This is a genomic window from Belnapia mucosa (genome assembly GCF_016775475.1).
In the GTDB taxonomy this organism is placed as follows: Bacteria; Pseudomonadota; Alphaproteobacteria; order Acetobacterales; family Acetobacteraceae; genus Belnapia; species Belnapia mucosa.
Map to the genome: position 1 here is coordinate 1 of NZ_JAEUXJ010000011.1, position 26,783 is coordinate 26,783.

Consider the following 26,783-nt stretch of genomic DNA (forward strand, 5'->3'; position numbering starts at 1 on the left):
ATCCGTCTCATGCTCCACCGCCTCGCTCACCCGAACCGCAAGCGACTTCCTGCCCCGTAGCTTTCAAAACAGCCTTTTAGATATCGGCCTGCCGCAACGCCCGGCCCGTCACGCTGGCACTACCCGCGCATTTCCGGGCATCCATGCTCGGGATCGTCAGCCGGACCGGAGGTAAAGACCCGGCTCGGCGATCAGGCCGAGCCTCACCCCGAGGACACCATCATGCGCTACTGCGAGATCGTCCGGCGTCCAGCCACGACTAACAGCCATGCCTTCACGGCCGACATCGCCGTCAATCCTGCCACCTTCGACGACTTCGAGCGGGCCATGAAGGACCGCCACGATGTCCGGCGCTTGGCCCAGATCGATCGCCCAACGTCTGGGTGACGCCCATTGCCTGCACGACCGAGAGGGTCAAGGCGGAGGTGCGGGGCGCCTGGGGCTGAGCGTCGCCTGCTGCTCTAACCTTAGTCGAGCGTAAATCCGACCTTGAGGGTCACTTGGTAATGCCCAACCTTGCCGTCCTTCACCTCGCCACGCACTTGGACGACCTCGAACCACTTGATGTTGCGGACAGTGGCGGCCGCTCTCGTGATGGCATTTTGAATGGCGTCAGAGACGCTGGCACCAGAGGTGCCCACAAGCTCCACCAGCTTGTAGACGTGCTCGGTCATGATGGGCGCTCCATGCGCTCCGCTCGGTCCACCCGGTGAGGCGCCCATCGATCCTGACTTCCACCGTGGCTCGGGACAAGCGCGGCCTAGACCCGGCTCGATCTCGGAATCGTGAGTAATTCCGCACCACCGACCCTGACCATCCGACATGAACAAGGCAAGGCTTGGCCCCAGGCGTTCTGGCCCAGAGGTAAAAAGACCGCAACTCCCACAATCGTCGTTGGCTTGAACAACCTGGCCAAGCTGACCGCGCCGGTATTGGCGGCCTGGGCAAAAATCCTCGCCGCCCTGCCGGAGGCGCGGCTGGTGCTGCGGACCCATGCGCTGGGCGAGGCGGCGGCGCGGGACCGCTTCGCCCAGCGCCTCGGCGCGGCCGGCCTGCCGATGGAAAGGGTGGCGCTGGAGCCAGGCCTGCCGCATGCCGGGCTGATGGCGGCCTATGGCGGGATCGACATCGCCCTCGACCCCTTTCCCTATACCGGCGGCCTCACCGTCTGCGAGGCGCTGTGGATGGGCGTGCCGGTGCTGGCCGTGGCCGGGGACAGTTTCTGCGGCCGACATGCGGCGAGCCATCTGGGCAATATCGGGCTGGAGGCTTGGGTGGCGGCGACGCCTGAGGCTTATATCGCCCAGGCCATCGCCCGGGCGGGGGACCTGCCGGCGCTGGCGGCTCTACGGGCGGGGCTGCGGGGCCGGGTCGCCACCTCGCCGCTGACCGATGCACCGCGCTTCGGGCGCAACTTGGCGGCGGCGCTCCGCCAGGCCTGGGAGGGGGCTGCTCCGTAAAACGTCATACCGTGCTGTTAGGGTTCCGGTAACCTTCGTCTCGGCAGGCGCGAAGCCGCCCCCATTTAGGCGGAACCGGTCGGTCCCTGAGATCGTTCCGCACCGTGGTGAGGAAGGAAGCAGGAGCGCCCATGACCCTTCTCGACCAGCATCTGCTCCCGACGACCAGAAACCTGTCGGAGCGCTATGCCGCCATCCGGGACCGCACCGAACGCCTCGCCGCCCCGCTCTCGCCCGAGGACCAGGTGGTCCAATCCATGCCGGATGCCAGCCCGACCAAATGGCACCGGGCGCATGTGACTTGGTTCTTCGAGACCTTCCTATTGCTGCCGCATTTGCCCGGCTATCGGCGGCTGCGAGAGGAGTATGCCTTCCTCTTCAACTCCTATTATGAGGCAGCCGGACCGCGGCATGCCCGACCCAAGCGCGGCATGCTGACGCGGCCCTCGGCGGCGGAGGTCGGCGAGTATCGCGCGCATGTGGATGCTGCCATGGCCCGGCTGCTGCGCGACCCACCGCTCGAGGTGCTGCCGCTGGTCGAACTCGGCCTGCAGCATGAGCAGCAGCATCAGGAGCTGTTGCTGACCGATATCCTCCATGCCCTATCGCAAAACCCGCTGCTGCCCGCCTATGACCGCGACTGGCGCGATCCGGCGCCGCCCCCTGGCGGGATGCGGCTGCTGGAGGGGCCGGAGGGCGTGCAGCGCATCGGCGCCGAGGGATCCGGCTTCGCCTTCGACAATGAGACGCCGCGGCACCGGACCTGGCTCGATCCCTACCGCATCGCCGACCGGTTGGTGACCAATCGGGAATGGCTCGAATTCATGGGCGATGGCGGCTACCGCACCGTCTCCCTCTGGATGAGCGAGGGCTGGGCCGCCTGCCAGGCCGAGGGCTGGGAGGCACCGCAGTACTGGCACCAGGGCGATGGCGGCGGGATGCAATTCGGCCTCGCCGGGCTACGGCCGCTCGACCCCGGCGCACCTGTCCATCACATCTCCTGGTACGAGGCGGAGGCCTTTGCCCGCTGGGCTGGCCGCCGTCTGCCGACCGAAGCGGAGTGGGAGGCGGCGTGCGGTCTGCCCGGCTTCCTTCAGGCCCATGATGTGGCCTGGCAATGGACCGGCAGCGCCTATCGGCCCTATCCCGGCTTCCGCCCCTGGGAGGGCGCGGTCGGCGAATACAACGGCAAATTCATGATCGGACAGATGGTGCTGCGCGGCGGCTCGCTCGCCACCCCGCCGGGCCATGCGCGGCCGAGCTACCGCAACTTCTTCCCGCCCGGGGTGCGCTGGCAATTCAGCGGGCTGCGCCTCGCGGCGGATGCGGCATGAGTGCCGCCACCGCCCGTGATGCCGCGGCGCAGCAGCGCGCCGCCCTCATCGCCGATGCGCTGGCCGGGCTGACTGCCCCGCGCAAGACCCTGCCCTGTAAATGGCTCTACGATGTAGAAGGGTGCCGGCTGTTCGAGGCGATTACCCGCCTGCCCGAATACTACCCGACCCGAACCGAGATCGGCATCCTGACCGATCAGGGCGCCGCCATCGGCGCGGCGGTGGGGCCGGGTCGGGCGGTGGTGGAATTCGGGCCCGGCGATGGCGAGAAGGCGGCGCTGCTGCTCGGCATGCTGGTACGGCCAGCTGCCTATGTGCCGGTGGATATTGCCCCCGAATGGCTGGAAGGCGCGGCCAATCGCGTGAGCCTGGCGCGGCCGGGCCTGCCGGTGCTGCCAGTGGTGGCGGATTTCACGGCTTCCTTCCCGCTGCCGGCGCGGATCGGCGCGGCGCCGCGGCTCGGCTTCTTTCCCGGCTCGACCATTGGTAATTTCGAGCCCGAAGGGGCGGTGGCCTTTCTCCGCCGGGCCCGGGTGACGCTCGGGCCGGGGGCGCGGATGCTGCTGGGTGCCGATCTGGTGAAATCGCCCGCGGTGCTGGAGGCGGCTTATGACGATGCCGCCGGCGTCACCGCCGCCTTCGACCTGAACCTGCTGCACCGGCTGAACCGGGAGGCGGGGGCGGATTTCGATCCCGGCGCCTTCCGGCACCGGGCCGTCTGGAACGAGGAATTGGAGCGGATCGAGATGCATCTCGTCTCGGAACGGGCGCAGGTGGTCCATCTGGCAGGGCGGGCGATCCCCTTCGCCGCCGGCGAGACCATCCATACCGAGAGCAGCCACAAATACCGGCCCGAGCGGCTGGCGGAACTCGCCGGCGCCGCCGGCTGGCGGGTCGCGCAGCGCTGGACCGATCCGGATTCGTTGTTCGGACTCTGGCTACTCGACGCATGACGGAGATCGCCAGCCATCGGGGCGGGGCCATCCTTTGGCCCGAAAACAGCCTGCAGGCCTTCCGCCAGGCCCTGGCCCTGCCGGCGGAGCAATTGGAGATCGATGTCCATCTCACCGCCGATGGCGAGGTGGCGGTGATGCATGACGCGACACTTGACCGCATGACGGATGGACGTGGGCCGGTGCGGGAGCGGAGCCTGGAAGAGTTGCGCCGCCTGCGGGTGAAGGGCACGGGCGGGGAGGGGGTGCCGAGCCTCGCCGAGGTGGCGACGCTGGTGCGCGATGCAGGGCGCATCCTGCGGCTGGAGATCAAGGCGGACAGTGCCGGCCGGCCCTATCCCGGCATCGTCCCCGCCTGCCTCGCGGTGCTGGATGGGCTGGAGATGCGCCGGCGCACGGTCCTGATGAGCTTCGAGCCGATGACGGTTGCCGCTGCGGCCGCCGCGGGCGGCTTTCACCGGCTGGTGCTGCTGATGGAGTCGAAGCCCTGGCGTGGCATGGGCCCGGAGAGCGCCATTGCGCTCTGCCGCGCCTGTCGGGCGGAGGAACTTGGCCTGCCGATCAGCGAGTTGGACCGCGATGCGGTGGCCGCGCTGCGCGATGCGCGGCTGGCGGTCAGCGCCTGGGGCACGAATGACGCGGCGACGATCGGGCGGGGGCTGGAGCTCGGGCTGGACGCCATCGCCACTGATGACCCCGTGCTGGCGCTGCGGCTGCGCGGCTAGAGCAAACTCCGATCAGGTGGAATCAGCTGATCGGAGTAATTTGCTCGCTCAAACAACAACCTAGAGCGGCTTCGGTGAGCCAAGGCGAACGGAAACCGCTCTAGGCTCCAAACCCAATCAGCTCTGGCGGCGGTGCGGCTGGATGTGATTCAAGCTGCTGGGTGACGGAGCTTGGGTCATGGCGGGAGAGTTTTGGCTGTCGGACCGGCAGTGGGCGGCGATCGAGCCGCTGCTGCCGACGAACCAGCCCGGCGCACGTCGGGTGGACGACCGGCGCGTCATCAGCGGCATCGTGCATATGCTCAAGAACGGCGGGCGCTGGCAGGACTGCCCGGCCTGCTACGGCCCCTCGACCACGATCTATAACCGCTACCATCGCTGGTCGGGCCGCGGCATCTGGGCGGGCATACTGGCCGCCCTGGTCGAGGCGACGCCGGGCGGGCTGCAACTGATCGACAGCACCACTGCCAAAGCGCACCGTTCGGCCGCGGGCGGAAAAGGGGGGCTGACCTCCAGGCCATAGGCCGCTCGCGTGCCAACCTGCCGCCACCTGCCTTCTGCGCCGCCGATGCCGCCTACGACAGCAACGGCCTGCGCCACTTCCTGCTCGGGCGCGGCACCACGCCCGTCATCCCGAACAACCCCACCCGCAAGACCCCGCATCCCTTCGACGAGCGCTCCTACAAAGCGCGAAACATCATCGAGCGCACCATCGGACGGCTCAAGGACTGGCGACGCATCCACACCCGATACGACAAGCTCGCCGCCAACTTCGCCTCAGCCGTCGCCATCGCCGCCATCCTCCTCGGATGGACCTGATTGAGTCCGGACCCTAGTCCCGGCGGCAGACACCGTCGAGCGCCAAGGCAATATGGACCGCGACGATGTCGTCGCGGCCAAGCCGGCCGCTGGGCCGGTACCAGGTGCAGACGCCGGTCAGCATGGCGAGCATGGCATAGGCGGCGACCCGGACATCCTCCACCGCGAGCAGGCCAGCCGCCACGCCTTCCTCCAGCAGCGCGATCAACCGTGCTTCATAGTCGTGGCGGAGCCCGAGGATGACCGCGGCATTGGGCGGGTCGAGGGCGCGCAACTCGAAATTGGCGATATAGACCTCGCGCTTGCGCTCCAGGTGATAGAGCACGTGATGGCCGATGAAGGCGCGCAGCCGGTCCATGAGGGCTGGGCCGGCGGCGGCGAGCGCTGCATCGGTCTCCGCCAGCAGCGTCGTCATGTGCTCATGGACCAGGTCGAAGAGCAGGTTCTGCTTGGTCCGCATATGGTTGTAGAGCGAGGCGGGGCTGATGCCGACCTCGGCCGCCAGCTCGCGCAGGTTCATGGCGGCGAAGCCCTGGCGATGGATCAGCCGCAGCGCGGCGCGGCGGATCAGGGCAGCCGTCCTCTCCCCGTTCGACCCGGCGATGCGTCCCATTGCGGCCTTTCCGTCCCAGCTGGAAACTGAAGTCGGAATCCCCTTGCGGTCAATCGGAAAACGAACATATGTTCGTTTAGCAGCGGATCGGCACAGATCCGGCGGGAGGGACGGAACGGTGGCACCAGACGCGCCGATTCTGGCGGCGGAGCAGGTGAGCCTGCGCTTTGGCGGCGTTCGCGCGCTGACGGATGTCTCCTTTGAGATCCGGCGCGGCGAGGTCTTCTCCATCATCGGCCCGAATGGTGCTGGCAAGACCTCTATGGTCAATTGCATCTCCGGCCGCTATCGCCCGACCGCAGGGCGCATCCGCTTCGATGGTGAGGACATCACCCGCCTGCCGACCCGCAAGCGCGCCGCCATCGGCATCGGCCGCACCTTCCAGAACCTGGCGCTGTTTGGGCACATGACCGTGCTCGACAATATCATGGTCGGCCGCCACCATCTGATGCGGCACGGCTTCCTCTCCGGCATGGCCTACTGGCTCGGCGGCGCGCAACGCGAGGAGATTGCGCACCGGCGCGAGGTCGAGGAAATCATCGACTTCCTCGAGATCCAGCATGTGCGGAAAGCGCCGGCCGGCACGCTCTCCTACGGCTTGCGTAAGCGGGTGGAGCTGGCGCGCGCCATTGCACTGCGCCCGAAGCTTATCCTGCTCGATGAGCCGATGGCGGGGATGAATCTCGAGGAGAAGGAGGACATGGCCCGCTACATCCTCGACCTCAACGAGGAATGGGGCATGACCGTGCTGATGATCGAGCACGATATGGGCGTGGTGATGGACATCTCGCACCGCGTCATGGTCCTCGATTTCGGCAAAAAGATCGCCGAAGGCGCGCCGGACGCGGTGCTGGCCGATCCGCATGTGCGCCGCGCCTATCTGGGTGAGGCCGATGAGGTGGTGAGCGAGCCCGAGGAGGCGCTCGCACCATGACCGATACGCTGCCCAAATTGCTGTCCCGCAATGCCCGGGAGCATGGCGGCGAGGTGGCGCTGCGCGAGAAGCAATTCGGCATCTGGCGCGCCTTCACCTGGACGGAATACGAGGCGCGGACGCGTGCCTTCGCGCTCGGCCTCCAATCGCTCGGCCTCGGCGCCGGCGATGTGGTCGGGCTGATCGGCGATAACAGGCCGGACTGGGTGATGGGCGAGATCGCGGCGCATGCGATCGGCGCTCGCTCGCTCGGCATCTATCGCGATGCGCTGGACGACGAGGTCGCTTACCTGCTGGAACATAGCGGCGCCAAGGCCGTGATCGCCGAGGATGAGGAGCAGGTCGACAAGCTGCTCGGCATGGGCGAGCGGGCGCCGGCGCTGCGGCACATCATCTATTCCGACCCGCGCGGCATGCGGAAGCACCAGGACCCGCGGCTGCTGCCGGCCACCGAGCTGGTGCGGCTGGGCGAGGCGGCGCATGCGGCCGATGCGGGGGCCTATGCGCGGCTGGTCGAGGCGACACGGGGCGAGGACATCGCCGTCCTCTGCACCACCTCCGGCACGACGGCGCGGCCGAAGCTCGCCATGCTGCGCGGCGGTGCGCTGGTGCGGCATTGCGAGAGCTACCTCAAGGCCGATCCGAAGGGGCCGCAGGACGAATATGTCTCCGTCCTGCCGCTGCCCTGGATCATGGAGCAGATCTACGTCCTCGGCTGGGGTCTCATCGCCCGGATGAAGGTGAACTTCGTCGAGGAGCCGGAGACGATGATGGCCGATTTCCGCGAGATCGGCCCGAGCTTCGTCCTCTTCGCCCCACGCCTCTGGGAACAGATCGCGGCCGAGGTGCGGGCCAAGGTCATGGATGCCTCGCCGCTCAAGCGGCGGATGTTCGAGCTCGGCATGCAGCGCGGCCTGGCGGCGCTCGACCGTGGCGGACGGTCGGGCCTGGCCGATACGCTGCTGTTTCGCGCGCTGCGCGACCGCCTGGGCTTCAGCAACCTCCGTTCGGCCGCGACCGGCGGGGCGGCGCTGGGGCCCGATACCTTCCGCTTCTTCCTGGCCATGGGCGTGCCGCTGCGCCAGCTCTATGGCCAGACCGAATTGCTCGGCGCCTATACGCTGCACCGGCCGGAGGCGGTGAATTTCGACACGGTCGGCGTGCGCTTCGATGAGACCATCGAGATGCGGATCGACAAGCCCGACCAGAATGGCGTCGGCGAGATCGTGACGCGCCATCCCAATATGTTCAGCGGCTATTTCGGCACGACCGAGACCGGCGACATGCGCGACGGCTGGCTGCATACCGGTGATGCCGGCTATTTCGACAAATCCGGCCATCTGGTGGTGATCGACCGCATCAAGGACATCGCCACCACCAGCCGCGGTGACCGGTTCAGCCCCCAGTACATCGAGAACAAGCTGAAATTCAGCCCCTATGTCGCGGAAGCGGTGGTGCTGGGCGACGGGCGGCCGCATCTGGCGGCGATGATCTGCATCCGCTTCCCCATCGTCTCGAAATGGGCGGAGCGCAACCGGATCGCCTTCACCACCTATACCGATCTCTCGGCCCGCGACCAGGTGCTGGAGCTGTTGCGGGGCGAAGTGGCGCGGGTGAATGCCACCCTGCCGGAAGCACAGCGCATCCGCGACTTCGTCCTGCTTTACAAGGAGCTCGATGCGGATGACGACGAGCTGACCCGCACCCGCAAGGTGCGCCGCGGCGTCATCAACCAGAAATACGCCGAGATCATCACGGCGATCTATGCGGGGGAGGCGGCGATCCCGGTGGATACCACCATTGCCTTCCAGGACGGCACGCGCCAGCGCATCCGTACCACGCTCCGCGTGGTCCCGATGCGCGAGGCGGCCTTGGCGCAGGCGGCGGAGTAGGGCGATGGATTGGACGCTGCTGCTGCAACTCACGCTGAACGGGTTGATCGTGGGCGCGCTCTACGGCGTCGTCGCGATGAGCTTCGTGTTGATCTACAAGGCGAGCCAGGTGGTGAATTTCGCCCAGGGCGAATTCCTGCTGGTGGGCGCCTGGGTCTGCTGGTGGCTGCTGACGGAATGGCAGCTGCCCTTCTGGGCCGGCTTCCTGGTGACGCTCGCCTTCATGACCGCCTTCGGCCTGATCCTGCAGGTGGTCGTGCTGCGGCCGCTGATCGGGGAGCCGGTGATCAGCGTCATCATGGCGACGATCGGCCTCGGCATCTTTTTCCAGGCGCTGATGAAATGGATCTTCGGCGTCTTCGCCAAGCCCTTCCCGCCGATCTTCAGCACCGAGCGGGTCAATGTCCTCGGGCTGGAGGTGCAGCCGGTCTATCTGATGAGCCTTGGCATCTCGATCCTCATCATGGCCGGCTTCGCCTGGTTCTTCACCGCCTCGAAGCATGGCCTCGCCATGCGGGCGACGGCTTTCGACCAGCAGGTGGCGCAGTCGCTAGGTATCTCGGTGCCGAAGGTCTTCGCCATGTCCTGGGCGATTTCGGCGGTGGTCTCCTCGGTGGCCGGGATCGTGGTGGGTGTGGTGAATGGTGTCTCCTCGGCGCTGTCCTTCTACGGCATCAAAGTCTTCCCCGCCGTCATCCTGGGCGGGCTTGATAGCGTCGCTGGCGCGGTGCTCGGCGGGTTGATCGTCGGCGTGCTGGAGAATTGGGCGCAATATCTCGATGCCGGCTGGCTGAACTGGGGCAACATGGTCACCATCGCGCCCTTCTACGCCCTGATCCTGATCCTGCTGATCAAGCCCTACGGGCTGTTCGGCACCAAGAATATCGAGCGCGTTTGATGGACCTGGCCCCCGCCGGCGACTACCGGAGCAGCTACCGGGAAGACATGACGATCTTCCCGACGCGGAACAGCCGCATTGCGATGTGGCTCGGCCTCGCCCTGCTCTGCGCGGCGCCGCTGGTCCTCGGGCGCTACGAGCTCGGCCTGCTGATCAATATCGGCACGCTGGGTATCGCCGCGCTCGGGCTCAACATCCTGGTCGGCTTCACCGGGCAGATCAGCATCGGCCATGCCGCCTTCTTCGGCTTCGGCGCCTTCGCCAGCGCCTGGCTGCATGAGCGCTGGCACATCCCGGTCGCGCTCTGCATCCCGCTGGCGGGGGCGATGACGGCGCTGGTCGGCCTCGTCTTCGGCGCGCCGGCGGGGCGGTTGAAGGGCCTCTATCTCGCCATCGCAACCCTCGCCGCGCAGTTCATCCTGGAGGATTTCTTCGCCCGCGCCCAATGGTTCACCGGCGGCGTGGCGGGACGGATCACCGAGCCCTTCGCACTCGGTTCCTGGGTGGCGGACCGGGAGGAGACCTACCTCTATGTCGTCATCGCCTATGTGGTGGTGATGTATGCCGCCGCGGCGAACCTGATGCGGACGCGGGACGGGCGGGCGCTGGTCGCGGTGCGCGACCACTACCTGAGCGCGGAGGTGATGGGCATCAACCTCGCCTATTACCGCACGCTCTCCTTCGGCATCGCCTCGCTCTATGCCGGGATCGGCGGTGCGCTCTACGCGCATTACCTGCTCTTCGTCAGTGTCGAGGCCTTCAACATCCTCTTCTCCATCCAATTCCTCGGCATGGTCATCATCGGCGGGCTGGGCAGCGTGATGGGCAGCCTGATGGGCGCCGCCTTCATGGTGCTGCTGCCGGAACTGGTGCAGGCCGGGGCGGACGCGCTCTCAGGCAGCGCGATCGACCGGGTGCTGAAACTCGGCGCCTCGATCTCCTTCCTGCGCGAGATGGCGGTGGGTGCCGCCATCATCCTGTTCCTGATCTTCGAGCCGGATGGCCTTGCCCACCGCTGGCGGCTGATCAAGGCCTATTGGAAGCTCTACCCGTATTCGCATTGATGGGGAGGACAAGAATGACCATGAAGGCAACGATCCTGGGCTTGGCCACGGCCGCGGCGCTGACCCTGCCGGCGGCGGCGCAGCCGGTTCCGGTCGCGCATCTGATGGACCTCTCGGGCGCCACCAGCGATGTCGGCACGCCCTTCGCACAGGGCGTCAACGACACCTGGGCCTGGCTCAACCGCACCCGCAACGGCGTCGCCGGGCGGCAGGTGAATGTGCTGGCCTTCGACTACGGCTACCAGGCGCCGCGCGCCGTCAGCCAGTACCAGGCTTGGAGCCGCGACCGCGTCGTCGCCATCAATGGCTGGGGCACGGCGGATACCGAGGCGCTGGTGCGCTTCGTGACGCGCGACAAGGTGCCCTATGTCTCGGGCTCCTACTCCGCGGCGCTGACCGATGCCGGCGGCAAGTCCGGGCGGCAGGGCGTGGAGGCCTCGCCCTACAACTTCTTCTACGGCCCATCCTATTCGGATGCGCTGCGGGCGATGCTGATCTGGGCCGCCGAGGACTGGAAGGGGAAGGGCGGGCAGGGGCGGCCGAAATACGTCCATATGGGCGGCAACCACCCCTATCCGAATTCGCCCAAGGCGGCCGGTGAGGCACTGGCGGCGGAACTCGGCTTCGAGGTGCTGCCGGCGATCGTCTTCGCGCTGACGCCGGGCGACTACACCGCGCAATGCCTGACGCTGAAGAACCAGGGCGCCAATTACGCCTATCTCGGCAATACCGCGGGCTCCAACATCTCCGTGCTCCGGGCCTGCCAGACCGCGGGGGTGAATGTCCAGTTCATGGGCAATGTCTGGGGCATGGATGAGAATGCCATGAAGGCCGCGGGTCCGGCGGCAAATGGCGTGGTCTTCCCGGTCCGCACCGGCGCGGTCTGGGGCCAGCAGGCGGCGGGCATGGCGAATGTGCAGGCGATCAGCCGCATCTCCGACCAGGCCGGCACGGCCTACCGGCCGGTCCACTACCTCTCCGGCATCTGCAGCGCCATGCTGATGGCGGAAGCCATGGAGACGGCGGCGGCGAATGGCGGCCAGATCACCGGCGAGCGTATCCGCGACGGCTTCTATGCCCGGCAGAACTGGGTGCCCAATGGGTTCGACGGTGTCTGCTCGCCCTCCAACTTCACCGCGGCCGATCATCGCGGCCAGCTCTCCGTCGCGCTGTATCGCGCGCGCGTCACCGGCGATACCAGCCAGGGCAGTGTCGGCGAGCTGATGCAGAACGGCACGATGCGGCTGGAGCCGGTGAAGACGGTCACGCTCGACCGCCGTGCCGACTGGCTGGGCTGGTAACCAGCCAATGGAGGCCGCGCCGCTCCTCGAGGTCAACAATATCGAGGTCGTCTATAACGACGTCATCCTTGTGCTGCGCGGCCTCTCGCTCAAGGTGCCGCAGGGCAAGATCGTTGCCCTGCTCGGTGCGAATGGCGCCGGGAAATCGACGACGCTGAAAGCGATCTCGGGCCTGCTGAAGACAGAAGAGGGCGAGGTCACCCGCGGCGAGATCCGCTTCGCCGGCGAACGCATCGACGGGATCGATCCGCATATGATCGTCCGCCGCGGCATCTTCCAGGTGATGGAAGGCCGCCGCATCATTGCCGACATGACCTGCCTCGAGAATCTGCGCCTCGGGGCCTTTACCCGCTCCGATAACGACGTGAAGCCGGATATCGAGCGGGTCTATGGCTATTTCCCGCGGCTGAGGGAACGCACCGGCCTTGCCGGCTACCTCTCGGGCGGGGAGCAGCAGATGCTGGCGATCGGGCGTGCGTTGATGGCGCGGCCGAAGCTGATCCTCATGGACGAGCCCTCCATGGGCCTCTCGCCGCTGCTGGTGAAGGAGGTCTTCTCCATCATCCGCCGGCTGAACGAGGAACTCGGCATCACCATCCTGCTGGTCGAGCAGAATGCGCGCATGGCACTCTCGGTCGCGAGCTATGCCTATGTGATGGAGCAGGGCAAGGTGGTGCTGGACGGCACAGCGGAGGCGCTGGCCGACAATGAGGATGTGAAGGAATTCTACCTCGGTGGCCATGGCGCCGAGCGGAAGAGCTTCAAGAACCTCAAGAGCTACAAGCGGAGGAAGCGGTGGCTCTAGCGGAATATTTCGACGCGCTCGAGACCCGCAGCGCCGACGAACGGGAAGCGGCACAGGCCGCGGCGCTGGCGCGGCAGATCACCCATGCCCGGACCCAGGCGCCTCATTATGCCGGTCTGCCGGACGGGCCGCTCACCGCGCTACCGGTGACGCGGAAGTCCGAGCTCGTGGCGCAGCAAAGTGCGCGGCCTCCCTTCGGTGGTGTGGTGGCAACGCCCTTCGGCCAGCTCGCCCGCGTCTTCGCCTCGCCCGGCCCGATCTATGAGCCGGAAGCGGCGGTGCCGGATTACTGGCGCTATGCGCGGGCGCTGCATGCGACCGGGCTGCGCGCCGGCGAGTTGCTGCACAACTGCTTCGCCTATCACTTCACCCCGGCCGGCAGCATGCTGGAAGGCGGGGCACGGGCGCTGGGCTGCCCGGTCTTTCCGGCCGGCACGGGCAATACCGAGATGCAGGCCCAGGCCGCGGCGCAACTCCGTCCGCGCTGCTACAGTGGCACGCCGGATTTCCTGAAGACGATCCTGGAGCGGGGCGACGCGCTCGGCCTGGATCTGTCTTCGCTGAAGCTCGGCCATGTAACCGGCGGCGCCTATCTGCCGAGCCTGCGTGCCTGGTATGCGGAGCGCGGGCTGACCGTGCTGCAGAGCTACGGCACCGCCGATCTTGGCCTCATCGCCTATGAGAGCGAGGCACCCGAGGGGCTGATCTTTGATGAGGGCGTGATCGTCGAGATCGTCCGGCCGGGCACCGGCGACCCGGTGCCGGATGGCGAGGTGGGAGAGGTCGTGGTGACCACGCTCAACCCGCATCATCCGCTGATCCGGTTCGCCACCGGCGACCTGTCCGCCATCCTGCCAGGGCAATCGCCCTGCGGCCGCACCAACCGGCGCATCCGCGGCTGGATGGGGCGGGCCGATCAGGCCGCTAAGGTGCGCGGGATGTTCGTGCGGCCGGAGCAGGTGGCGGCGGTTCTGCGCGCCGTGCCGGGCGTGGCCAAGGCGCGGCTGGTTGTCTCGCTGGAGGGCGAGCGCGACGTAATGCTGCTGCGCGCTGAGGCACCGGCCGAGGCGGCCGCGGCGCTGGCCGAAGCCTTGCAGGGGGCGACCAATCTGCGCGGCCAGGTCGAATGCGTCCCGCCCGGGAGCCTGCCGAATGACGGCAAGGTCATCGACGACACGCGGCCGGTGCCGGGCTGATGCTGCCGCGGGGCGACAGCTACGAAGCGATCCGCGCCGCCTTCCGCTGGCAGGTGCCGGAGCGTTTCAACATCGCCGCCGCTTGCTGCGATCGCTGGGCGGATGGCAGCGGCCGGCCCGCGCTGCTGCATCTGCGTACGGATGGCGCGATGGAGCGCATCAGCTTCGATGCCTTGCGGGCCGAGAGCAACCGGCTGGCCAATGCCCTCACCGCGCATGGCATCGGGCCGGGCGACCGGATCGGCGTGTTGCTGCCGCAGGTGCCGGCTGCGGCGATCGCACATCTTGCGGCCTACAAGCTCGGCGCCATCGCCGTGCCGTTGTTCCAGCTGTTTCAGGAACAGGCGCTGGAATATCGGTTGCGCGATTGCGGGGCGGCGGCGCTGGTGACGGATGCGGTGGGGCTGGCGAAGATCGCCGGGCTTGATCTGCCGGCGCTGCGGCTGGTGCTCAGCGCGGATGGGGCAGGGCCAGGGGCGCTCGACCTCCGCGCCGAGATGGCCCGGGCGAGCGACGCCTTCGCAACGCGTGACACGGCGGCCGACGATCCCGCTGTCATCATCTATACCTCCGGCACCACCGGCGCTCCGAAGGGGGCGCTGCATGCGCATCGCGTGCTGCTCGGCCATCTGCCGGGGGTCGAGATGCCGCAGGACCTGTTTCCGCAGCCGGGCGACCTGTTCTGGACGCCGGCCGACTGGGCCTGGATCGGCGGGCTGTTCGATGTGTTGCTGCCGAGCCTCTATCACGGCGTGCCGGTGCTGGCGCATCGGATGGCGAAATTCGATCCGGAATTCGCCTACCGGCTGATGGCCGAGCATGGGGTGCGCAATGCCTTCCTTCCGCCGACCGCGCTGAAGATGCTGCGCCTGGTGCCAGACCCGACGCGCTTCGGCGCCCGACCGCGGAGCATCGGCAGCGGCGGCGAGACGCTGGGCGCCGAGCTGCTGGACTGGGGCCGCGCCACCTTCGGCTGCACGATCAACGAATTCTACGGCCAGACCGAATGCAACTTGGTCGTCTCCTCCTGCGCCGCGCTGATGCCGGCGCGGCCAGGCTGGATGGGCCGTGCCGTACCGGGGCATGAGGTGGCGGTGGTGGATGCCGAGGGCCGCGTGCTGCCGCCCGGGCAGCAGGGCACCATCGCCATCCGCCGACCCGACCCGGTGATGTTCCTCGGCTATTGGAACAGTCCGGAGGAGACGGCGGCCAAATTTGCCGGCGATTGGCTGCTGACCGGCGACCAGGGCGAGCAGGACGAAGCGGGCTGGTTCCGCTTCGTCGGCCGCGATGATGATGTCATCACCTCCGCCGGCTACCGCATCGGGCCAGGCGAGATCGAGGATTGCCTCGCCGCACATCCCGCCGTCGCCATGGCCGCGGTGATCGGCCTGCCCGATCCGTTGCGGACCGAGGCGGTCACCGCCATCGTCGTCCCGGCACCGGGTGTCGCTACGGATGAAGCCTTGGCGCGCAGCTTGCAGGACCATGTGAAGACGCGGCTCGCCGCGCATGTCTATCCGCGTGCCGTGCATTTTGCCGATGCGCTGCCGCTGACCGCCACCGGCAAGGTGATGCGCGGGGAGCTGCGCCGCCGCTATACCAAGGGAGAGGGCTGATGCCCGGCAATGTCACCATCCCGAGCCTCGACCATGGGCTCGGCGAGGAGATCGATGCGCTGCGCGACAGCGTCCGCGGCTTCGCCGAGAGCCGCATCGCGCCGATTGCCGCCGAGATTGATCGCACCGATGAATTCCCGCGCCATCTCTGGCCGGAAATGGGCGCGCTCGGCCTGCACGGCATCACCGCCAGCGAGGAGCATGGCGGCGCGAATATGGGCTACCTCGCGCATTGCGTGGCGATGGAGGAGGTGAGCCGGGCCAGCGCCTCGGTCGGGCTATCCTATGGCGCGCATTCCAATCTCTGCGTTAACCAGATCAGCCGCAACGGCAATGAGGACCAGAAGCGCCGCTACCTGCCGAAGCTGATCAGCGGCGAGCATCTCGGTGCGCTGGCGATGAGCGAGCCGGGGGCGGGGTCGGATGTTGTCTCCATGCGGCTGCGCGCCGAGAAGCGCGGCGACCGCTATGTGCTGAACGGCACCAAGCTCTGGATCACCAATGCGCATTACGCCGAGACGCTGGTGGTCTATGCCAAGACCGATCCGGAAGCCGGTCCGCGCGGCATCACCGCCTTTCTGATCGAGAAGGGCTTCAAGGGTTTCCGCCCGGCGCAGAAGCTCGACAAGCTCGGCATGCGCGGCTCCCCCACCTCTGAACTGGTCTTCGAGGATTGCGAAGTGCCGGAGGAGAATGTCCTCGGCCGCGTCAACGAAGGCGTGCGGGTGCTGATGTCCGGCCTCGACTATGAACGCGCTGTGCTGGCGGCCGGGCCGCTCGGCATCATGCAGGCGGCGCTCGATATCGTCGTGCCCTATATCCATGAACGGAAGCAGTTTGGTCAGCCGATCGGCGAGTTCCAGCTCATCCAGGGCAAGGTCGCCGATATGTACACGGCGCTGAATGCCTGCCGTGCCTATGTCTATGCCGTGGCGCGGTCCTGCGACCGCGGGCAGACCACGCGGAAGGACGCCGCCGGCGCCATCCTCTACGCGGCCGAGGCGGCGACGCGCATCGCCCTCGACGCCATTCAGATCCTCGGCGGCATGGGCTATATCAACGAGACGCCGACCGGGCGGCTGCTGCGCGACGCCAAGCTCTATGAGATCGGGGCCGGCACCAGCGAGATCCGCCGCATGCTGATCGGCCGTGAACTCTTCCGCGAGACCGCATGAGCATCCTTACTTCGGCCATCGAGACGCGCGGCAGCGAATTCCGCGCCAATGCCGCTGCCATGCGGATCTTGCTCGCGGAACTGGCCGAACAGACCGCCCAGGCAGCGCTCGGTGGGCCGGAGGCGGCACGGCAGCGCCATGCGGCCCGCGGCAAGCTGCTGCCACGGGAGCGGGTGGAGCGGCTGCTCGACCCTGGCGCGCCCTTCCTCGAGCTGTCGCCGCTCGCCGCCCATGGCCTCTATGGCGGCGAGGTGCCGGCAGGCGGTATGATCACCGGCATCGGCCGCGTCGCCGGGCGGGAATGCGTCATCGTCGCCAACGACGCCACGGTGAAGGGTGGCAGCTACTACCCCGTCACGGTGAAGAAGCATCTGCGCGCGCAGGAGATCGCGCTGCAGAACCATCTGCCCTGCCTGTATCTCGTCGATAGCGGCGGCGCCAACCTGCCAAATCAGGACGAGATCTTCCCCGACCGCGAGCATTTCGGCCGCATTTTCTACAACCAGGCCAATATGTCGGCCCGTGGCATCCCGCAGGTGGCGGTGGTGATGGGCAGTTGCACCGCCGGCGGCGCCTATGTGCCGGCCATGTGCGACGAGGCGATCATCGTCAAGGAACAGGGCACCATCTTTCTCGCCGGCCCGCCGCTGGTGAAGGCGGCGACGGGCGAGATCGTCAGCGCCGAGGATCTCGGCGGGGCCGATGTGCATACGCGGCTCTCCGGCGTCGCGGACCAATTTGCGCTGGACGACATGCATGCGCTTGGCCTCGCGCGGCGGATCGTCGGGCGGCTGAACCGGCGGAAGTCGAGCAGCCTCGATATCGCTGCACCGGTGCCGCCGCGCTACGACCCATCGGAGTTGCATGGCATCATCCCGCAGGATGTACGCCAGCCTTACGATGTGCGGGAGGTGATCGCCCGCATCGTCGACGGCTCTGAACTCGACGAGTTCAAGCCGCGCTACGGCGCGACACTGGTCTGCGGCTTCGCTCGTATCTGGGGCTATCCGGTCGGCATCATCGCCAATAACGGCATCCTCTTTTCCGAGTCGGCGCAGAAGGGGGCGCATTTCGTCGAGCTGTGCAGCCAGCGCGGCATCCCGCTGCTGTTCCTGCAGAATATCGCCGGCTTCATGGTCGGCCGGAAATATGAAACGGGTGGCATCGCCAAGGATGGCGCCAAGCTCGTCACCGCCGTCGCCACCACCGCGGTGCCGAAATTCACCGTCCTCATCGGCGGCAGCTTCGGTGCCGGCAATTACGGCATGTGCGGCCGCGCCTATTCGCCGCGGCTGCTGTTCACCTGGCCGAACAGCCGCATCAGCGTCATGGGCGGGGAACAGGCGGCGAGCGTGCTGGCGACCCTCCGACGCGACAACATCGAGGCCAAGGGCGGCACCTGGCCCGCCGAGGAGGAGACCGCCTTCAAGGCCCCGATCCGCGCCCAGTATGAGGCTCAGGGCTCGCCCTATTACGCCACCGCGCGGCTCTGGGATGATGGCATCATCGACCCGGCGCTGACGCGGGACGTGCTCGGCCTCGGCCTCTCCGCCGCCTGCAACGCGCCGATCGGGGAGACGCGCTTCGGCGTGTTCCGCATGTGATCAAGACCCTCCTCATCGCCAATCGCGGCGAGATCGCCTGCCGCATCATCCGCACCGCCCGCCGCCTCGGCATCCGCAGCATCGCCGTCTTCTCCGAGGCAGATGCGGGGGCGCAGCATGTCCTCCAGGCCGACGAGGCCTATCCCATTGGCGGCGCCCGCGCGGCGGAAAGCTATCTCCGCATCGACCGCATCCTGGCCGCGGCCAAGGCAGGCGGGGCGGAGGCGATTCATCCCGGCTATGGCTTCCTCTCAGAGAATGCCGAATTCGCCGAGGCCTGCGCGGCCGCCGGCATTCTCTTCGTCGGCCCGCCGCCCGGCGCCATTCGCGCCATGGGCAGCAAGGCGGAATCAAAGCGGCTGATGGAAGCCGCCGGAGTCCCCATCGTCCCCGGCTACCATGGTGAGGCGCAGGAAGAGGCGTTCCTTGCCGAACAGGCGGCGCGGATCGGCTTCCCCGTGCTGATCAAGGCCAGCGCCGGCGGCGGTGGCAAGGGCATGCGCCCGGTGCTGCGCGCGGAGGATTTCACCGCTCAGCTCGCCGGCGCGAGGCGGGAAGCCAAAGCCGCCTTCGGCGACGACCGTGTTCTGCTGGAGCGCTACCTCCAAAAGCCACGGCATGTGGAGGTGCAGGTCTTTGCCGATCGCTACGGCAACACCATTCATCTCCATACCCGCGACTGCTCCGTGCAGCGCCGCCACCAGAAGGTGCTGGAGGAGGCGCCGGCGCCGGACCTCTCGCCCGCTTTGCGCGCGCGGCTGCATGAGGCGGCGATCGCTGCGGCCCGGGCTGTCGGCTATGTCTCGGCCGGCACGGTGGAGTTCATCGTCGAGGCCGAGGACGCCTTCTTCATGGAGATGAACACCCGGCTCCAGGTCGAGCATCCGGTGACGGAGATGGTCACCGGCCTCGATCTGGTGGAATGGCAGCTCCGCATCGCCGCCGGCGAGCCCCTGCCGCAGACGGAGGCCCCGGCGCCACATGGGCATAGCGTCGAGGTCCGGCTCTATGCCGAGGACCCGGCGCAGGATTTCCGCCCTTCGACCGGGCCGCTGCGGCGGTTCCGCCTGCCGGCGCCTGCCTTTGATCTGCGGATCGAGAGCGGTGTGGTGCAGGGCGATGCCATCACCCCCTATTATGACCCGATGATCGCCAAGCTGGTCGCCTGGGGACCGGATCGGCGGGCGGCGCTGGCCCGGCTCTCGGCCGCGCTGGTGGAGTGCCGGGTCGCGGGGATCACCAGCAATCTCGGCTTCCTCGGCCGCCTCGCCGCGCATCCGGCGATGTTGGCGGCGGAGCTGGATACCGGCTTCGCCCTGCGTCATGCCGCCGATCTCCAGCCGCCGGCCCGGCCGGCGCCGCGCCTTGCCCTGGCCGCTGCCGCGCTCGATGCCCTGCTGCCGCCGGATGCGGCCCCCGGCGATCCCTGGGACCGGCAGGATGGCTGGCGGTTGCAGGGTGCCGGCTCCCGGCTGGTGGCGCTGGCGGATGGCGAGGCGACCCATCGCCTCCGCCTGCTGCGCGCCGGGGCGGGCTGGGAGGGCGACCTCCAGCTCGCCGGCCGCCGCCTGCCGGATGGGGCCTTGCAGGTCGTGCTGGACGGCACGGCGCATCGCGTCCCTGTCCTTCGCGACGGAGATGCGGTGCAGGTGCTGCTGCCCGAGGGCGAGTGGACCCTCCGCTGCCTCGACCCCTATGCGCCGCCCGGCGGCGAGGTGGCCGGGCAGGGTCGGCTCTCGGCCCCCATCCCCGGTCGCGTCGTCCAGGTGCTGGTCCGGGAAGGGGAGGCGGTGAGCCGCGGTCAGGTGCTGGCGGTGCTGGAGGCGATGAAGACCGAGCTCCGCATCACCGCCCCGGCCGATGGCGTGGTCACCCATATCGGCTGTGCCCCGGGCGACAGCGTGGAGGAGGGGGCGGAGCTGGTGACGCTGGCCGCTGGCGATTGACCTGGCCGGGGAATGGGTCTCTCGTAACCTGAGACACCACCTCGGACCGGGATGAACGTCCTCAGTGAAACCCGCCCGGCGCCGCCGGCCGCCAGCATCGGCGCGGGGCCACGGCGCAGCCCTTGGCGGCTGCTCCGCTGGCCGCTCCTGGCGCTGGCGCTGCTCGCTCTGGCCATCGGCGCCAATTGGTGGCTGCTGGTCGGGCGCTGGATGGAATCCACCGACAACGCCTATGTCCAGGGCGACATCGCCGTGCTGGCCCCGCGGATCGAGGGCCATGTCGCCGCCATCCGCGTGGCCGACCACCAGCGCGTCTCGGCAGGCGACGCGTTGATCGAGCTGGATGGCGGCCTCTGGCGTGCCCGGCTGGCCGAGGCGGAGGCGACGCTGGCCGAGACCCGCGCTGCCATCGCCACCAACCGCCAGCAGCTCGCCCAGCAGCGGGCGCAGATCGAAAGCGCCGAGGCACAGCTGGAACAGGCGCGGGCCGAGCAGGTCCGGGCGCTCGGCGAGGCCCGGCGGGCCGGAGAGCTGGTCGGCGCCGGCTGGACCAGCCGCCAGGCGAATGAGCGGGCAGTGGCCGACCAGCGCAAGGCGGATTCGGCCGTGGCCGCGGCGCTCGCTCAGCTCAGCGTCGCCCGCCAGCAGCTCGATGTGCTGGAAGCGATGCAGGCGCAGCAGGAGGCGCGGCGCGACCAGGCGGCGGCGGCGGTGGAGCGGGCGCGGATCGATCTCGGCAATACCGTCATCCGTGCGCCCTTCGACGGCATCACCGGCAACCGGGCGGCGCAGCTCGGGCAGTTCGTCCGCACCGGCCAGCAACTGATCGCCGTGGCGCCGCCGCCCGAGCGGCAATGGGTGACGGCGAATTTCAAGGAGACGCAGCTGCCGCGCTTCCGCCCCGGCCAGCCGGTGCGGCTGAAGGTGGATGCCTTTCCGGGCCTGGTGTTGCAGGGCCGGGTGGAGAGCTTGGCGCCGGCCACGGGGGCCCTGTTCAGCCTGCTGCCTCCGGAGAATGCCACCGGCAACTTCACCAAGATCGTCCAGCGCGTGCCCGTGCGCCTGGCCTTGGACGGCGAGGCGGCGGCGAAGCTCGCCCTGCTGCGCCCCGGCCTCTCGGTGGCGGCGGAGGTGGATACGCGGGAGGATCCGACGGCGCCGCGCGATGCCTGGTCCGCCGCCCTGGCCCGCTGGAGGGACTGGCGCGGGGCGCCATGACCCGGCCGAGCCTCCGCCACCGGATCGGCTTCGCCGCGACGGTGGTCGGCCTCTTCATGGCGATCCTCGACATCCAGATCGTCTCTGCCTCCCTGGCCGAGGTGCAGGCGGGATTGTCGGCGGCGCCGGACGAGGCGAGCTGGATCCAGAGCAGCTACCTGATCGCGGAGATCGTCATGATCCCGCTCTCGGGCTTCCTCTCGCGTGCCATCTCCAGCCGGGTGCTCTTCACCCTGTCCTGCGCTGGCTTCACGGTCTTCTCCGCCGCCTGCGCCTTCGCCGAAAGCCTGCCCGCCATGGTCGTCGCCCGCGCCCTGCAGGGCTTCGTCGGCGGGGCGATGATCCCGGTCTGCTTCTCGACGAGCTTCCTGCTCTATCCTGGCGAGAACCGGGTGAAGGTCAGCGTGCTCATCAGCCTGACCGCGACGCTGGCGCCGACCATCGGGCCGAGCCTCGGCGGCTGGCTGACCCAGGCGCTGTCCTGGCACTGGCTCTTCCTCATCAACCTGCCGATCGGTGCCGTGGTCGGCGTCATCGTCTGGCTGACCCTCGATATCGACCGGCCGGAGCCGGGCCTGCTGGCGCGGTTCGACTGGTGGGGGCTGCTCTTCATGGCCGGCTTTCTCGGCACCGCGGAATACGTGATGGAGGAGGGGCCGCGCTGGGGCTGGTTCGATGATGCGCATATCGCGGAGCTGGCGGCGGTCTGCGCCCTGTGCGGCGGTCTCTTCCTCTGGCGCGCCTTCACCCGGCCAGAGCCGATCATCCAGCTTCGCGCCTTCGGCAACCGGAATTTCGCCACCGGCTGCGCGCTGAGCTGCATCGTCGGGGTCGGGCTCTTTGGCCTGGTCTATGTGCTGCCGCTGTTCTTCGCGCGCATCCGTGGCTTCGATTCCATGCAGATCGGCGAGACGCTGTTCATCACCGGGCTCTGCATGTTCCTCTCGGCGCCGGTGGCGGGGCGGCTGGCGCGGCTGCTGGACCTGCGGGCGATGCTGGCCCTCGGCATGGTACTCTTTGCCCTCTCCTGCCTCTGGATCGCGCAGCTCACCAATCTCAGTGGCTTCTGGGAGATGGCGGTGCCGCTCGGGCTGCGCGGTGCGGCGCTGATCTTCATGTTCATGCCGATCAACCAGATCACCTTCGGCACCCTGGCGCCGGCCGAGATCAAGAATGCCGCCGCACTCTACAATCTCATGCGCAACCTGGGCGGGGCGCTGGGGCTGGCGGCGATCAACAGCGTCGTGGTCTGGCGGGGCGCGGCGCATCGGCAGCACCTCTCGGAGAATGTCACCTGGGGGCGGGGCAACGTCCAGCCCTGGCTCGACAACCTCGCGGCCCGCATCGCCGCGGCGCAGCCGGACCTGGCACCGGAACTGGCGGCCCTGCGCCGCCTCCAGGCGCTGATGCAGCGGGAGGCGCTGGTGCTCGCCTATAACGACGTGCTGCTGCTGATGGCGGCGCTGTTCCTGCTGGGGTTGCCTTGCATTGCCCTGGTCGCCCGGCCGCGGGCAGCGGCCGGGGGCGGACATTAGGACATCACCGCAGGCGCAGCGGATTCCGCAGCAGTAGCCCCGCCTGGCTGAGGGCGAGGCCGAGCCGCACCGCCTCCGTCATCGCGGCCTGCGCGGCCGTCAGCGGCAGGTGGCGCAGCAGCAGGCCGAGCGCGCGGGCGCGGCAGCCGCGCTGTACCAGGGCCAGGGCCAGCAGCAATTCCGCCTCCGCCCCGGTGAGGCGGGGGCAGAGTGGGCAGCCGAGTTGCGGCAGGCCGCCCTCGGCCGCGGCGCGCAGCAGCCCATCGAGAGGCCGCGCCGCCGGGCCGGCATCCTCGGCGATGAAGGGTGGCCAGAGGGCGGGCAGGGTCGGCGCCCCTATCCGCGCCGCCATGGCCCAGCGGCGCATGCCCTCCAGCACCAGGCCCTCGGCCGGCGGCAGGTTGGCGGTTTCGGTCTCGGCCCAGGGCCAGGCGGGAAGCCCATGCGTCGCCATGTCGCACTCTCCAGCGTGTGGATCGGGCTTACCGCAATTGAGAAGCGTTCGCAAATAACCCGTGCCGTCAGCGGGCCCGGCGGCGGGTCGGGGCGGGCGCCGGCTCGGCCCCCAGCACATCCAGCTGCTCCGCCGCCGGGCGCCAGACCGCATCCCAGGCGCCGGGCCGCCCGCCCTGGCAGCGCAGCAATTCCAGCCGCCATTGTGGGTCGCCGAGTCCGGCCCCGCCATCGCCGCCGACTCGCCAGAGCGTGAGGGGCAGGCGCTCCTCACCACCCGCCGCCTCCGGCCGCAGCAGCAATCCGACCCCGCCGCCTGTGCCCGCCGCTTGATCGAGGCGCCGCATCGCCTCTGGCCCGATCTCGCCGGCCACCAGGACGGCGCCCGCGATGGCCGGGCAGCGCAGCCCTTCCTCCATGGCCCAGAGCGCATCCTCCGGCCGCAGCGCCAGCACGACGATCAACTCCGCGGCCGGCAGGCCGAACCGGGCGGGCGGAGGCGGCCAGGACTCCATCGCATCGGCAACCCAGAGCAGGCTGCCGCGTCCAGCCCCGGCGCGTGCCAGCAGCATGGCGCAGAAGCCGGCGGCGGCGCCGGGCTCAGCCGCAAGCACCTCGTGCAGCCCGGCCCGGGCCAGCCCGCCGCCGGGCAGGGACTGGTCGATCGGTCCGCAGAGAAGCAGGCTACCGGTCACTGGTCCCTCCGTCCGGGCCAGCCGCGCGCGCAGCGCGGCGGCAAGGGCGGGCCGGTCCAGCGGCAGGGCCTCGGGCTCGGCATGGGAGGAGGGGGGTGTCGTCATGGCGGGTTCGTATTATGTTCTGAAGCTCAAACCGGTTGGCCGCAAGGCCGATCCAGCCGCGCGGCAGCATTGCGCTGGGGCCCCCTTGAATCCACCCGCCGCCCGCCCGCAGATCAGCAGCCAGCAAGGACCGGAACTGCCATGAGCGCTGCGCCCCCCAGCCCGCCCGCCCGGATCGTGGACGGCCTCGCCGGTGCCATCGGCGATACGCCGCTGATCCGGCTCCGCCGCGCCAGCGCGGCCACGGGCTGCGAGATTCTCGGCAAGGCCGAGTTCATGCAGCCCGGTGGCAGCGTAAAGGACCGCGCCGGCCTCGGCATCATCGAGGATGCGGAGGCACGCGGCCAGCTCATCCCCGGCGAGCCCGGCATCGTGGTGGAGGGGACGGCCGGCAATACCGGCATCGGCCTCACCCTCGTCGCCAATGCCCGCGGCTACCGCTCCATCATCGTGGTGCCGGAGACCCAGGCGAAGGAGAAGCTGGATTTCCTGCGGATGATCGGCGCCGACCTCCGCCTGATCCAGCCGAAGCCCTATCGCGATCCTGGCCATTACGTGCACACCTCCCGCCGCATCGCCGAGGAGCTGGCCGCGCAGGGCGAGCGCGTGGTCTGGGCCAACCAGTTCGGCAACCTCGCCAACGCGGCGGCGCATGAGGCGACCACGGGCCCCGAGATCTGGGCCCAGACCGGCGGGCGCATCGACGCCTTCACCTGCGCCTGCGGCACCGGCGGCACGCTGGCCGGCGTCGCCCGGGCGCTGAGGGCGCGCAAGCCGGATATCCGCATCGTCCTCGCCGACCCGATGGGCAGCGGCCTCTATAGCTGGATCAAGACCGGCGAGGTGAAGGCCGAGGGCAATTCCATCACCGAGGGCATCGGCCAGGCCTCCACCGTGCCGGGCAATCTGGAACAGGGGCGGGACCTTATCGATGATGCGTTGCAGGTGACGGACCCCGTGGCGCTGGAGCAGGTCTATGACCTCCAGCTGCATGAGGGGCTGTCGGTCGGCGGCTCGGCCGGCATCAATGTCGCGGCGGCCATCGCCCTCGCGCGGCAGATGGGGCCGGGCCACACCATCGTCACCATCCTTTGCGACGGCGGCGCCCGCTATCAGAGCAAGATCTTCAACCCGGCTTTCCTGCGCGAACGCGGCCTGCCCGTTCCCGCCTGGCTGCAATAGGGGGACATGGCCGTGGAACTCCTCGAACTCGCCCGCACCATCCGCGCCCGCGACCCGGCGCGCCCGACCTGGATCGAGGCCTTCACCTGCTATGCCGGGTTGCAGGCCGTCCTCATGCACCGGGTCGCCCATGCGCTCCACCGCGCCGGCCTCAAGGCCCTGGCCCGCATGGTCTCCCACACCAACCGCTTCATCACCGGGATCGAGATCCATCCCGGCGCCACCATCGGCCGGCGGCTCTTCATCGACCATGGCATGGGCGTGGTGATCGGCGAGACCGCGGAGATCGGCGATGACGTGCTGATCTATCACGGCGTGACGCTCGGCGGCCTTTCGGGCCAGCCGGGCAAGCGGCACCCGACCATCGGCCATAACGTGGCGATCGGCGCCGGGGCGCAGGTGCTGGGCCCGATCCGCATCGGCGACAATGCCCGGATCGGCGCCAATGCCGTGGTGGTGGCCGAGGTCCCGGCCGGCGAGACGGTGGTCGGCATTCCCGCCCGGCGGCCGCAGGAGCAGCGGGTGCTGCCGGCCCGCCCGGCGCCGAGCCCCGGCTATGGCCTGCTCGATGCCCCCTGCGACCCGGTGGGGGAGGAGCTGGCCGAATTGCGCGCCGAGGTGGCGATGCTGCGGAACGAGATGGCGCTGCTGCGCGGCCAGCAACAGGCGGCGCGGATGCCGGCGGCCGAATAGGCTGGACGGACGCCGCCGGCGCCCCAATCTCCTGTCCCGCAACAAGGCAGGAGATACCCCATGGCCAGCATCCACCGCACCGCCAGCGCGCATTGGGAAGGCAGCGGCAAGGAAGGGACCGGCAACCTCACCACCCAGTCGGGTGTGCTGAAGGACAGCCAGTACGGCTTCAAGACCCGCTTCGAGAACGGCCCCGGCACCAATCCGGAGGAGCTGATCGCCGCCGCCCATGCCGGCTGCTTCACCATGGCGCTGGCCTTCCAGCTCTCCGGCGCCGGCCATGTGCCGCAGGCGCTCGATACCTCGGCCAAGGTCTCGCTGGAGCAGGAAGGGGCGGGCTGGAAGATCGCCGCGGTGGCGCTGACCCTGAAGGCCAAGGTGCCCGGTCTGTCGCAGGAGGAGTTCCAGAAGCTCGCCGATGCGGCCAAGGCGGGCTGCCCCGTCTCCAAGGTGCTGAACGCCAGCATCACGCTGGACGCGACGCTGGAGGCTTAACCTGCGATCGCCCTGGGTGGAGACATCCAGGGCGTGAATCGCCGGCTCGACAAAGGCCCGGCGCCAGCC

At 68.9% G+C, this 26,783-nt stretch carries 25 protein-coding genes and 1 pseudogene; 22 read left to right on the plus strand and 4 right to left on the minus strand.

Going from position 1 to position 26,783, the window contains the following annotated elements; all coding sequences use genetic code 11:
• Positions 1 to 222 precede the first annotated feature (222 nt).
• A complete protein-coding gene (locus tag JMJ55_RS21325) occupies positions 223 to 387 on the plus strand; it encodes a hypothetical protein (RefSeq protein ID WP_202827632.1) in 165 nt (54 codons plus the stop codon).
• Positions 388 to 467: 80 nt separating this feature from the next.
• On the opposite strand, the gene JMJ55_RS21330 is transcribed toward JMJ55_RS21325, so the two are convergent.
• The gene (locus tag JMJ55_RS21330) at positions 468 to 674 is read right to left on the minus strand and encodes a dodecin (RefSeq protein WP_202827633.1); all 207 of its coding nucleotides are present in this window, start codon (positions 672 to 674) and stop codon (positions 468 to 470) included.
• A gap of 225 nt (positions 675 to 899) precedes the next feature.
• Here JMJ55_RS21330 and JMJ55_RS21335 point away from each other — a divergent pair, with 225 nt between their 5' ends.
• The 5 genes and pseudogenes from JMJ55_RS21335 to JMJ55_RS21355 all read left to right on the plus strand — a co-directional run bounded on the left by JMJ55_RS21335 (position 900) and on the right by JMJ55_RS21355 (position 5,291).
• Positions 900 to 1,460 carry an O-linked N-acetylglucosamine transferase family protein gene (locus tag JMJ55_RS21335; RefSeq protein ID WP_202827634.1) on the plus strand — a complete coding sequence of 187 codons (561 nt, stop codon included), beginning with the start codon at positions 900 to 902 and terminating at the stop codon, positions 1,458 to 1,460.
• A gap of 131 nt (positions 1,461 to 1,591) precedes the next feature.
• Positions 1,592 to 2,794 (plus strand): ergothioneine biosynthesis protein EgtB, encoded by a 1,203-nt coding sequence (gene egtB, locus JMJ55_RS21340; protein ID WP_202827635.1) that lies wholly within the window; start codon positions 1,592 to 1,594, stop codon positions 2,792 to 2,794.
• A complete protein-coding gene (gene egtD / locus JMJ55_RS21345; RefSeq protein ID WP_202827636.1) occupies positions 2,791 to 3,747 on the plus strand; it encodes an L-histidine N(alpha)-methyltransferase in 957 nt (318 codons plus the stop codon). The genes egtB and egtD overlap by 4 nt, the downstream gene beginning before the upstream one ends.
• On the plus strand, positions 3,744 to 4,472 hold the full coding sequence (locus JMJ55_RS21350; RefSeq protein ID WP_202827637.1) for a glycerophosphodiester phosphodiesterase: 729 nt from the start codon (positions 3,744 to 3,746) through the stop codon (positions 4,470 to 4,472). Before egtD ends, JMJ55_RS21350 begins: the two co-directional genes overlap by 4 nt.
• A gap of 178 nt (positions 4,473 to 4,650) precedes the next feature.
• Positions 4,651 to 5,291 (plus strand): annotated as a pseudogene (locus JMJ55_RS21355) (IS5 family transposase).
• A gap of 13 nt (positions 5,292 to 5,304) precedes the next feature.
• Here JMJ55_RS21355 and JMJ55_RS21360 read toward each other — a convergent pair.
• Positions 5,305 to 5,904 (minus strand): TetR/AcrR family transcriptional regulator, encoded by a 600-nt coding sequence (locus tag JMJ55_RS21360; RefSeq protein WP_202827638.1) that lies wholly within the window; start codon positions 5,902 to 5,904, stop codon positions 5,305 to 5,307.
• Between JMJ55_RS21360 and JMJ55_RS21365 the strand changes: the two genes are divergently transcribed.
• From JMJ55_RS21365 to JMJ55_RS21425, 13 genes are read left to right on the plus strand one after another with little or no spacing between them, the layout of a single operon-like run.
• On the plus strand, positions 5,894 to 6,838 hold the full coding sequence (locus JMJ55_RS21365) for an ABC transporter ATP-binding protein (RefSeq protein ID WP_202827639.1): 945 nt from the start codon (positions 5,894 to 5,896) through the stop codon (positions 6,836 to 6,838). The genes JMJ55_RS21360 and JMJ55_RS21365 overlap by 11 nt on opposite strands.
• Entirely contained in the window at positions 6,835 to 8,730 is a 1,896-nt protein-coding gene (locus JMJ55_RS21370) for an AMP-binding protein (RefSeq protein ID WP_202827640.1), read from the plus strand. The genes JMJ55_RS21365 and JMJ55_RS21370 overlap by 4 nt, the downstream gene beginning before the upstream one ends.
• Before the next feature lie 4 nt (positions 8,731 to 8,734).
• On the plus strand, positions 8,735 to 9,628 hold the full coding sequence (locus JMJ55_RS21375; RefSeq protein WP_202827641.1) for a branched-chain amino acid ABC transporter permease: 894 nt from the start codon (positions 8,735 to 8,737) through the stop codon (positions 9,626 to 9,628).
• Positions 9,628 to 10,692: a branched-chain amino acid ABC transporter permease gene (locus JMJ55_RS21380; protein WP_202827642.1), complete on the plus strand. Its 1,065-nt coding sequence runs from the start codon at positions 9,628 to 9,630 to the stop codon at positions 10,690 to 10,692. Before JMJ55_RS21375 ends, JMJ55_RS21380 begins: the two co-directional genes overlap by 1 nt.
• Positions 10,693 to 10,706: 14 nt before the next feature.
• Entirely contained in the window at positions 10,707 to 11,993 is a 1,287-nt protein-coding gene (locus JMJ55_RS21385; RefSeq protein ID WP_202827643.1) for an ABC transporter substrate-binding protein, read from the plus strand.
• Positions 11,994 to 12,000: 7 nt separating this feature from the next.
• A complete protein-coding gene (locus tag JMJ55_RS21390; protein ID WP_202827644.1) occupies positions 12,001 to 12,798 on the plus strand; it encodes an ABC transporter ATP-binding protein in 798 nt (265 codons plus the stop codon).
• A complete protein-coding gene (locus JMJ55_RS21395) occupies positions 12,789 to 13,994 on the plus strand; it encodes a phenylacetate--CoA ligase family protein (RefSeq protein WP_202827645.1) in 1,206 nt (401 codons plus the stop codon). The genes JMJ55_RS21390 and JMJ55_RS21395 overlap by 10 nt, the downstream gene beginning before the upstream one ends.
• Positions 13,994 to 15,613, plus strand: a complete 1,620-nt coding sequence (locus tag JMJ55_RS21400; protein ID WP_202827646.1) for an AMP-binding protein — start codon at positions 13,994 to 13,996, stop codon at positions 15,611 to 15,613. Before JMJ55_RS21395 ends, JMJ55_RS21400 begins: the two co-directional genes overlap by 1 nt.
• Positions 15,613 to 16,788 (plus strand): isovaleryl-CoA dehydrogenase, encoded by a 1,176-nt coding sequence (locus JMJ55_RS21405; RefSeq protein ID WP_202827647.1) that lies wholly within the window; start codon positions 15,613 to 15,615, stop codon positions 16,786 to 16,788. The genes JMJ55_RS21400 and JMJ55_RS21405 overlap by 1 nt, the downstream gene beginning before the upstream one ends.
• Positions 16,785 to 18,392, plus strand: coding sequence for a carboxyl transferase domain-containing protein (locus tag JMJ55_RS21410; RefSeq protein ID WP_202827648.1), 1,608 nt, complete (start codon positions 16,785 to 16,787; stop codon positions 18,390 to 18,392). The genes JMJ55_RS21405 and JMJ55_RS21410 overlap by 4 nt, the downstream gene beginning before the upstream one ends.
• A complete protein-coding gene (locus tag JMJ55_RS21415; RefSeq protein ID WP_202827649.1) occupies positions 18,389 to 20,338 on the plus strand; it encodes an acetyl/propionyl/methylcrotonyl-CoA carboxylase subunit alpha in 1,950 nt (649 codons plus the stop codon). The genes JMJ55_RS21410 and JMJ55_RS21415 overlap by 4 nt, the downstream gene beginning before the upstream one ends.
• A gap of 51 nt (positions 20,339 to 20,389) precedes the next feature.
• Positions 20,390 to 21,556, plus strand: coding sequence for an HlyD family secretion protein (locus tag JMJ55_RS21420; RefSeq protein ID WP_202827650.1), 1,167 nt, complete (start codon positions 20,390 to 20,392; stop codon positions 21,554 to 21,556).
• Positions 21,553 to 23,091, plus strand: coding sequence for a DHA2 family efflux MFS transporter permease subunit (locus JMJ55_RS21425; RefSeq protein ID WP_202827651.1), 1,539 nt, complete (start codon positions 21,553 to 21,555; stop codon positions 23,089 to 23,091). The genes JMJ55_RS21420 and JMJ55_RS21425 overlap by 4 nt, the downstream gene beginning before the upstream one ends.
• 4 nt (positions 23,092 to 23,095) lie before the next feature.
• On the opposite strand, the gene JMJ55_RS21430 is transcribed toward JMJ55_RS21425, so the two are convergent.
• Together JMJ55_RS21430 and JMJ55_RS21435 are read right to left on the minus strand one after the other, a co-directional pair.
• Positions 23,096 to 23,545 carry a hypothetical protein gene (locus JMJ55_RS21430; protein WP_202827652.1) on the minus strand — a complete coding sequence of 150 codons (450 nt, stop codon included), beginning with the start codon at positions 23,543 to 23,545 and terminating at the stop codon, positions 23,096 to 23,098.
• Positions 23,546 to 23,612: 67 nt separating this feature from the next.
• Positions 23,613 to 24,344, minus strand: coding sequence for an ImuA family protein (locus JMJ55_RS21435; RefSeq protein ID WP_202827653.1), 732 nt, complete (start codon positions 24,342 to 24,344; stop codon positions 23,613 to 23,615).
• Between the two features lie 141 nt (positions 24,345 to 24,485).
• Here JMJ55_RS21435 and JMJ55_RS21440 point away from each other — a divergent pair, with 141 nt between their 5' ends.
• From JMJ55_RS21440 to JMJ55_RS21450, 3 genes are read left to right on the plus strand one after another with little or no spacing between them, the layout of a single operon-like run.
• A complete protein-coding gene (locus JMJ55_RS21440) occupies positions 24,486 to 25,526 on the plus strand; it encodes a cysteine synthase A (protein ID WP_202827654.1) in 1,041 nt (346 codons plus the stop codon).
• 12 nt (positions 25,527 to 25,538) lie between these two features.
• Positions 25,539 to 26,219 (plus strand): serine O-acetyltransferase, encoded by a 681-nt coding sequence (cysE, locus tag JMJ55_RS21445; RefSeq protein ID WP_328702733.1) that lies wholly within the window; start codon positions 25,539 to 25,541, stop codon positions 26,217 to 26,219.
• Positions 26,220 to 26,279: 60 nt separating this feature from the next.
• On the plus strand, positions 26,280 to 26,714 hold the full coding sequence (locus JMJ55_RS21450; protein ID WP_202827656.1) for an OsmC family protein: 435 nt from the start codon (positions 26,280 to 26,282) through the stop codon (positions 26,712 to 26,714).
• Positions 26,715 to 26,783: the final 69 nt, after the last annotated feature.

Bases quoted from the DNA above. Each gene is read 5' to 3' on its own strand.
- JMJ55_RS21325 (WP_202827632.1), top strand. From the start codon at position 223: ATGCGCTACTGCGAGATCGTCCGGCGTCCAGCCACGACTAACAGCCAT.
- JMJ55_RS21330 (WP_202827633.1), bottom strand. From the start codon at position 674: ATGACCGAGCACGTCTACAAGCTGGTGGAGCTTGTGGGCACCTCTGGT.
- egtB (WP_202827635.1), top strand. From the start codon at position 1,592: ATGACCCTTCTCGACCAGCATCTGCTCCCGACGACCAGAAACCTGTCG.
- egtD (WP_202827636.1), top strand. From the start codon at position 2,791: ATGAGTGCCGCCACCGCCCGTGATGCCGCGGCGCAGCAGCGCGCCGCC.
- JMJ55_RS21350 (WP_202827637.1), top strand. From the start codon at position 3,744: ATGACGGAGATCGCCAGCCATCGGGGCGGGGCCATCCTTTGGCCCGAA.
- JMJ55_RS21365 (WP_202827639.1), top strand. From the start codon at position 5,894: ATGCGTCCCATTGCGGCCTTTCCGTCCCAGCTGGAAACTGAAGTCGGA.
- JMJ55_RS21360 (WP_202827638.1), bottom strand. From the start codon at position 5,904: ATGGGACGCATCGCCGGGTCGAACGGGGAGAGGACGGCTGCCCTGATC.
- JMJ55_RS21370 (WP_202827640.1), top strand. From the start codon at position 6,835: ATGACCGATACGCTGCCCAAATTGCTGTCCCGCAATGCCCGGGAGCAT.
- JMJ55_RS21375 (WP_202827641.1), top strand. From the start codon at position 8,735: ATGGATTGGACGCTGCTGCTGCAACTCACGCTGAACGGGTTGATCGTG.
- JMJ55_RS21380 (WP_202827642.1), top strand. From the start codon at position 9,628: ATGGACCTGGCCCCCGCCGGCGACTACCGGAGCAGCTACCGGGAAGAC.
- JMJ55_RS21385 (WP_202827643.1), top strand. From the start codon at position 10,707: ATGACCATGAAGGCAACGATCCTGGGCTTGGCCACGGCCGCGGCGCTG.
- JMJ55_RS21390 (WP_202827644.1), top strand. From the start codon at position 12,001: ATGGAGGCCGCGCCGCTCCTCGAGGTCAACAATATCGAGGTCGTCTAT.
- JMJ55_RS21400 (WP_202827646.1), top strand. From the start codon at position 13,994: ATGCTGCCGCGGGGCGACAGCTACGAAGCGATCCGCGCCGCCTTCCGC.
- JMJ55_RS21405 (WP_202827647.1), top strand. From the start codon at position 15,613: ATGCCCGGCAATGTCACCATCCCGAGCCTCGACCATGGGCTCGGCGAG.
- JMJ55_RS21410 (WP_202827648.1), top strand. From the start codon at position 16,785: ATGAGCATCCTTACTTCGGCCATCGAGACGCGCGGCAGCGAATTCCGC.
- JMJ55_RS21420 (WP_202827650.1), top strand. From the start codon at position 20,390: ATGAACGTCCTCAGTGAAACCCGCCCGGCGCCGCCGGCCGCCAGCATC.
- JMJ55_RS21425 (WP_202827651.1), top strand. From the start codon at position 21,553: ATGACCCGGCCGAGCCTCCGCCACCGGATCGGCTTCGCCGCGACGGTG.
- JMJ55_RS21430 (WP_202827652.1), bottom strand. From the start codon at position 23,545: ATGGCGACGCATGGGCTTCCCGCCTGGCCCTGGGCCGAGACCGAAACC.
- JMJ55_RS21435 (WP_202827653.1), bottom strand. From the start codon at position 24,344: ATGACGACACCCCCCTCCTCCCATGCCGAGCCCGAGGCCCTGCCGCTG.
- JMJ55_RS21440 (WP_202827654.1), top strand. From the start codon at position 24,486: ATGAGCGCTGCGCCCCCCAGCCCGCCCGCCCGGATCGTGGACGGCCTC.
- JMJ55_RS21450 (WP_202827656.1), top strand. From the start codon at position 26,280: ATGGCCAGCATCCACCGCACCGCCAGCGCGCATTGGGAAGGCAGCGGC.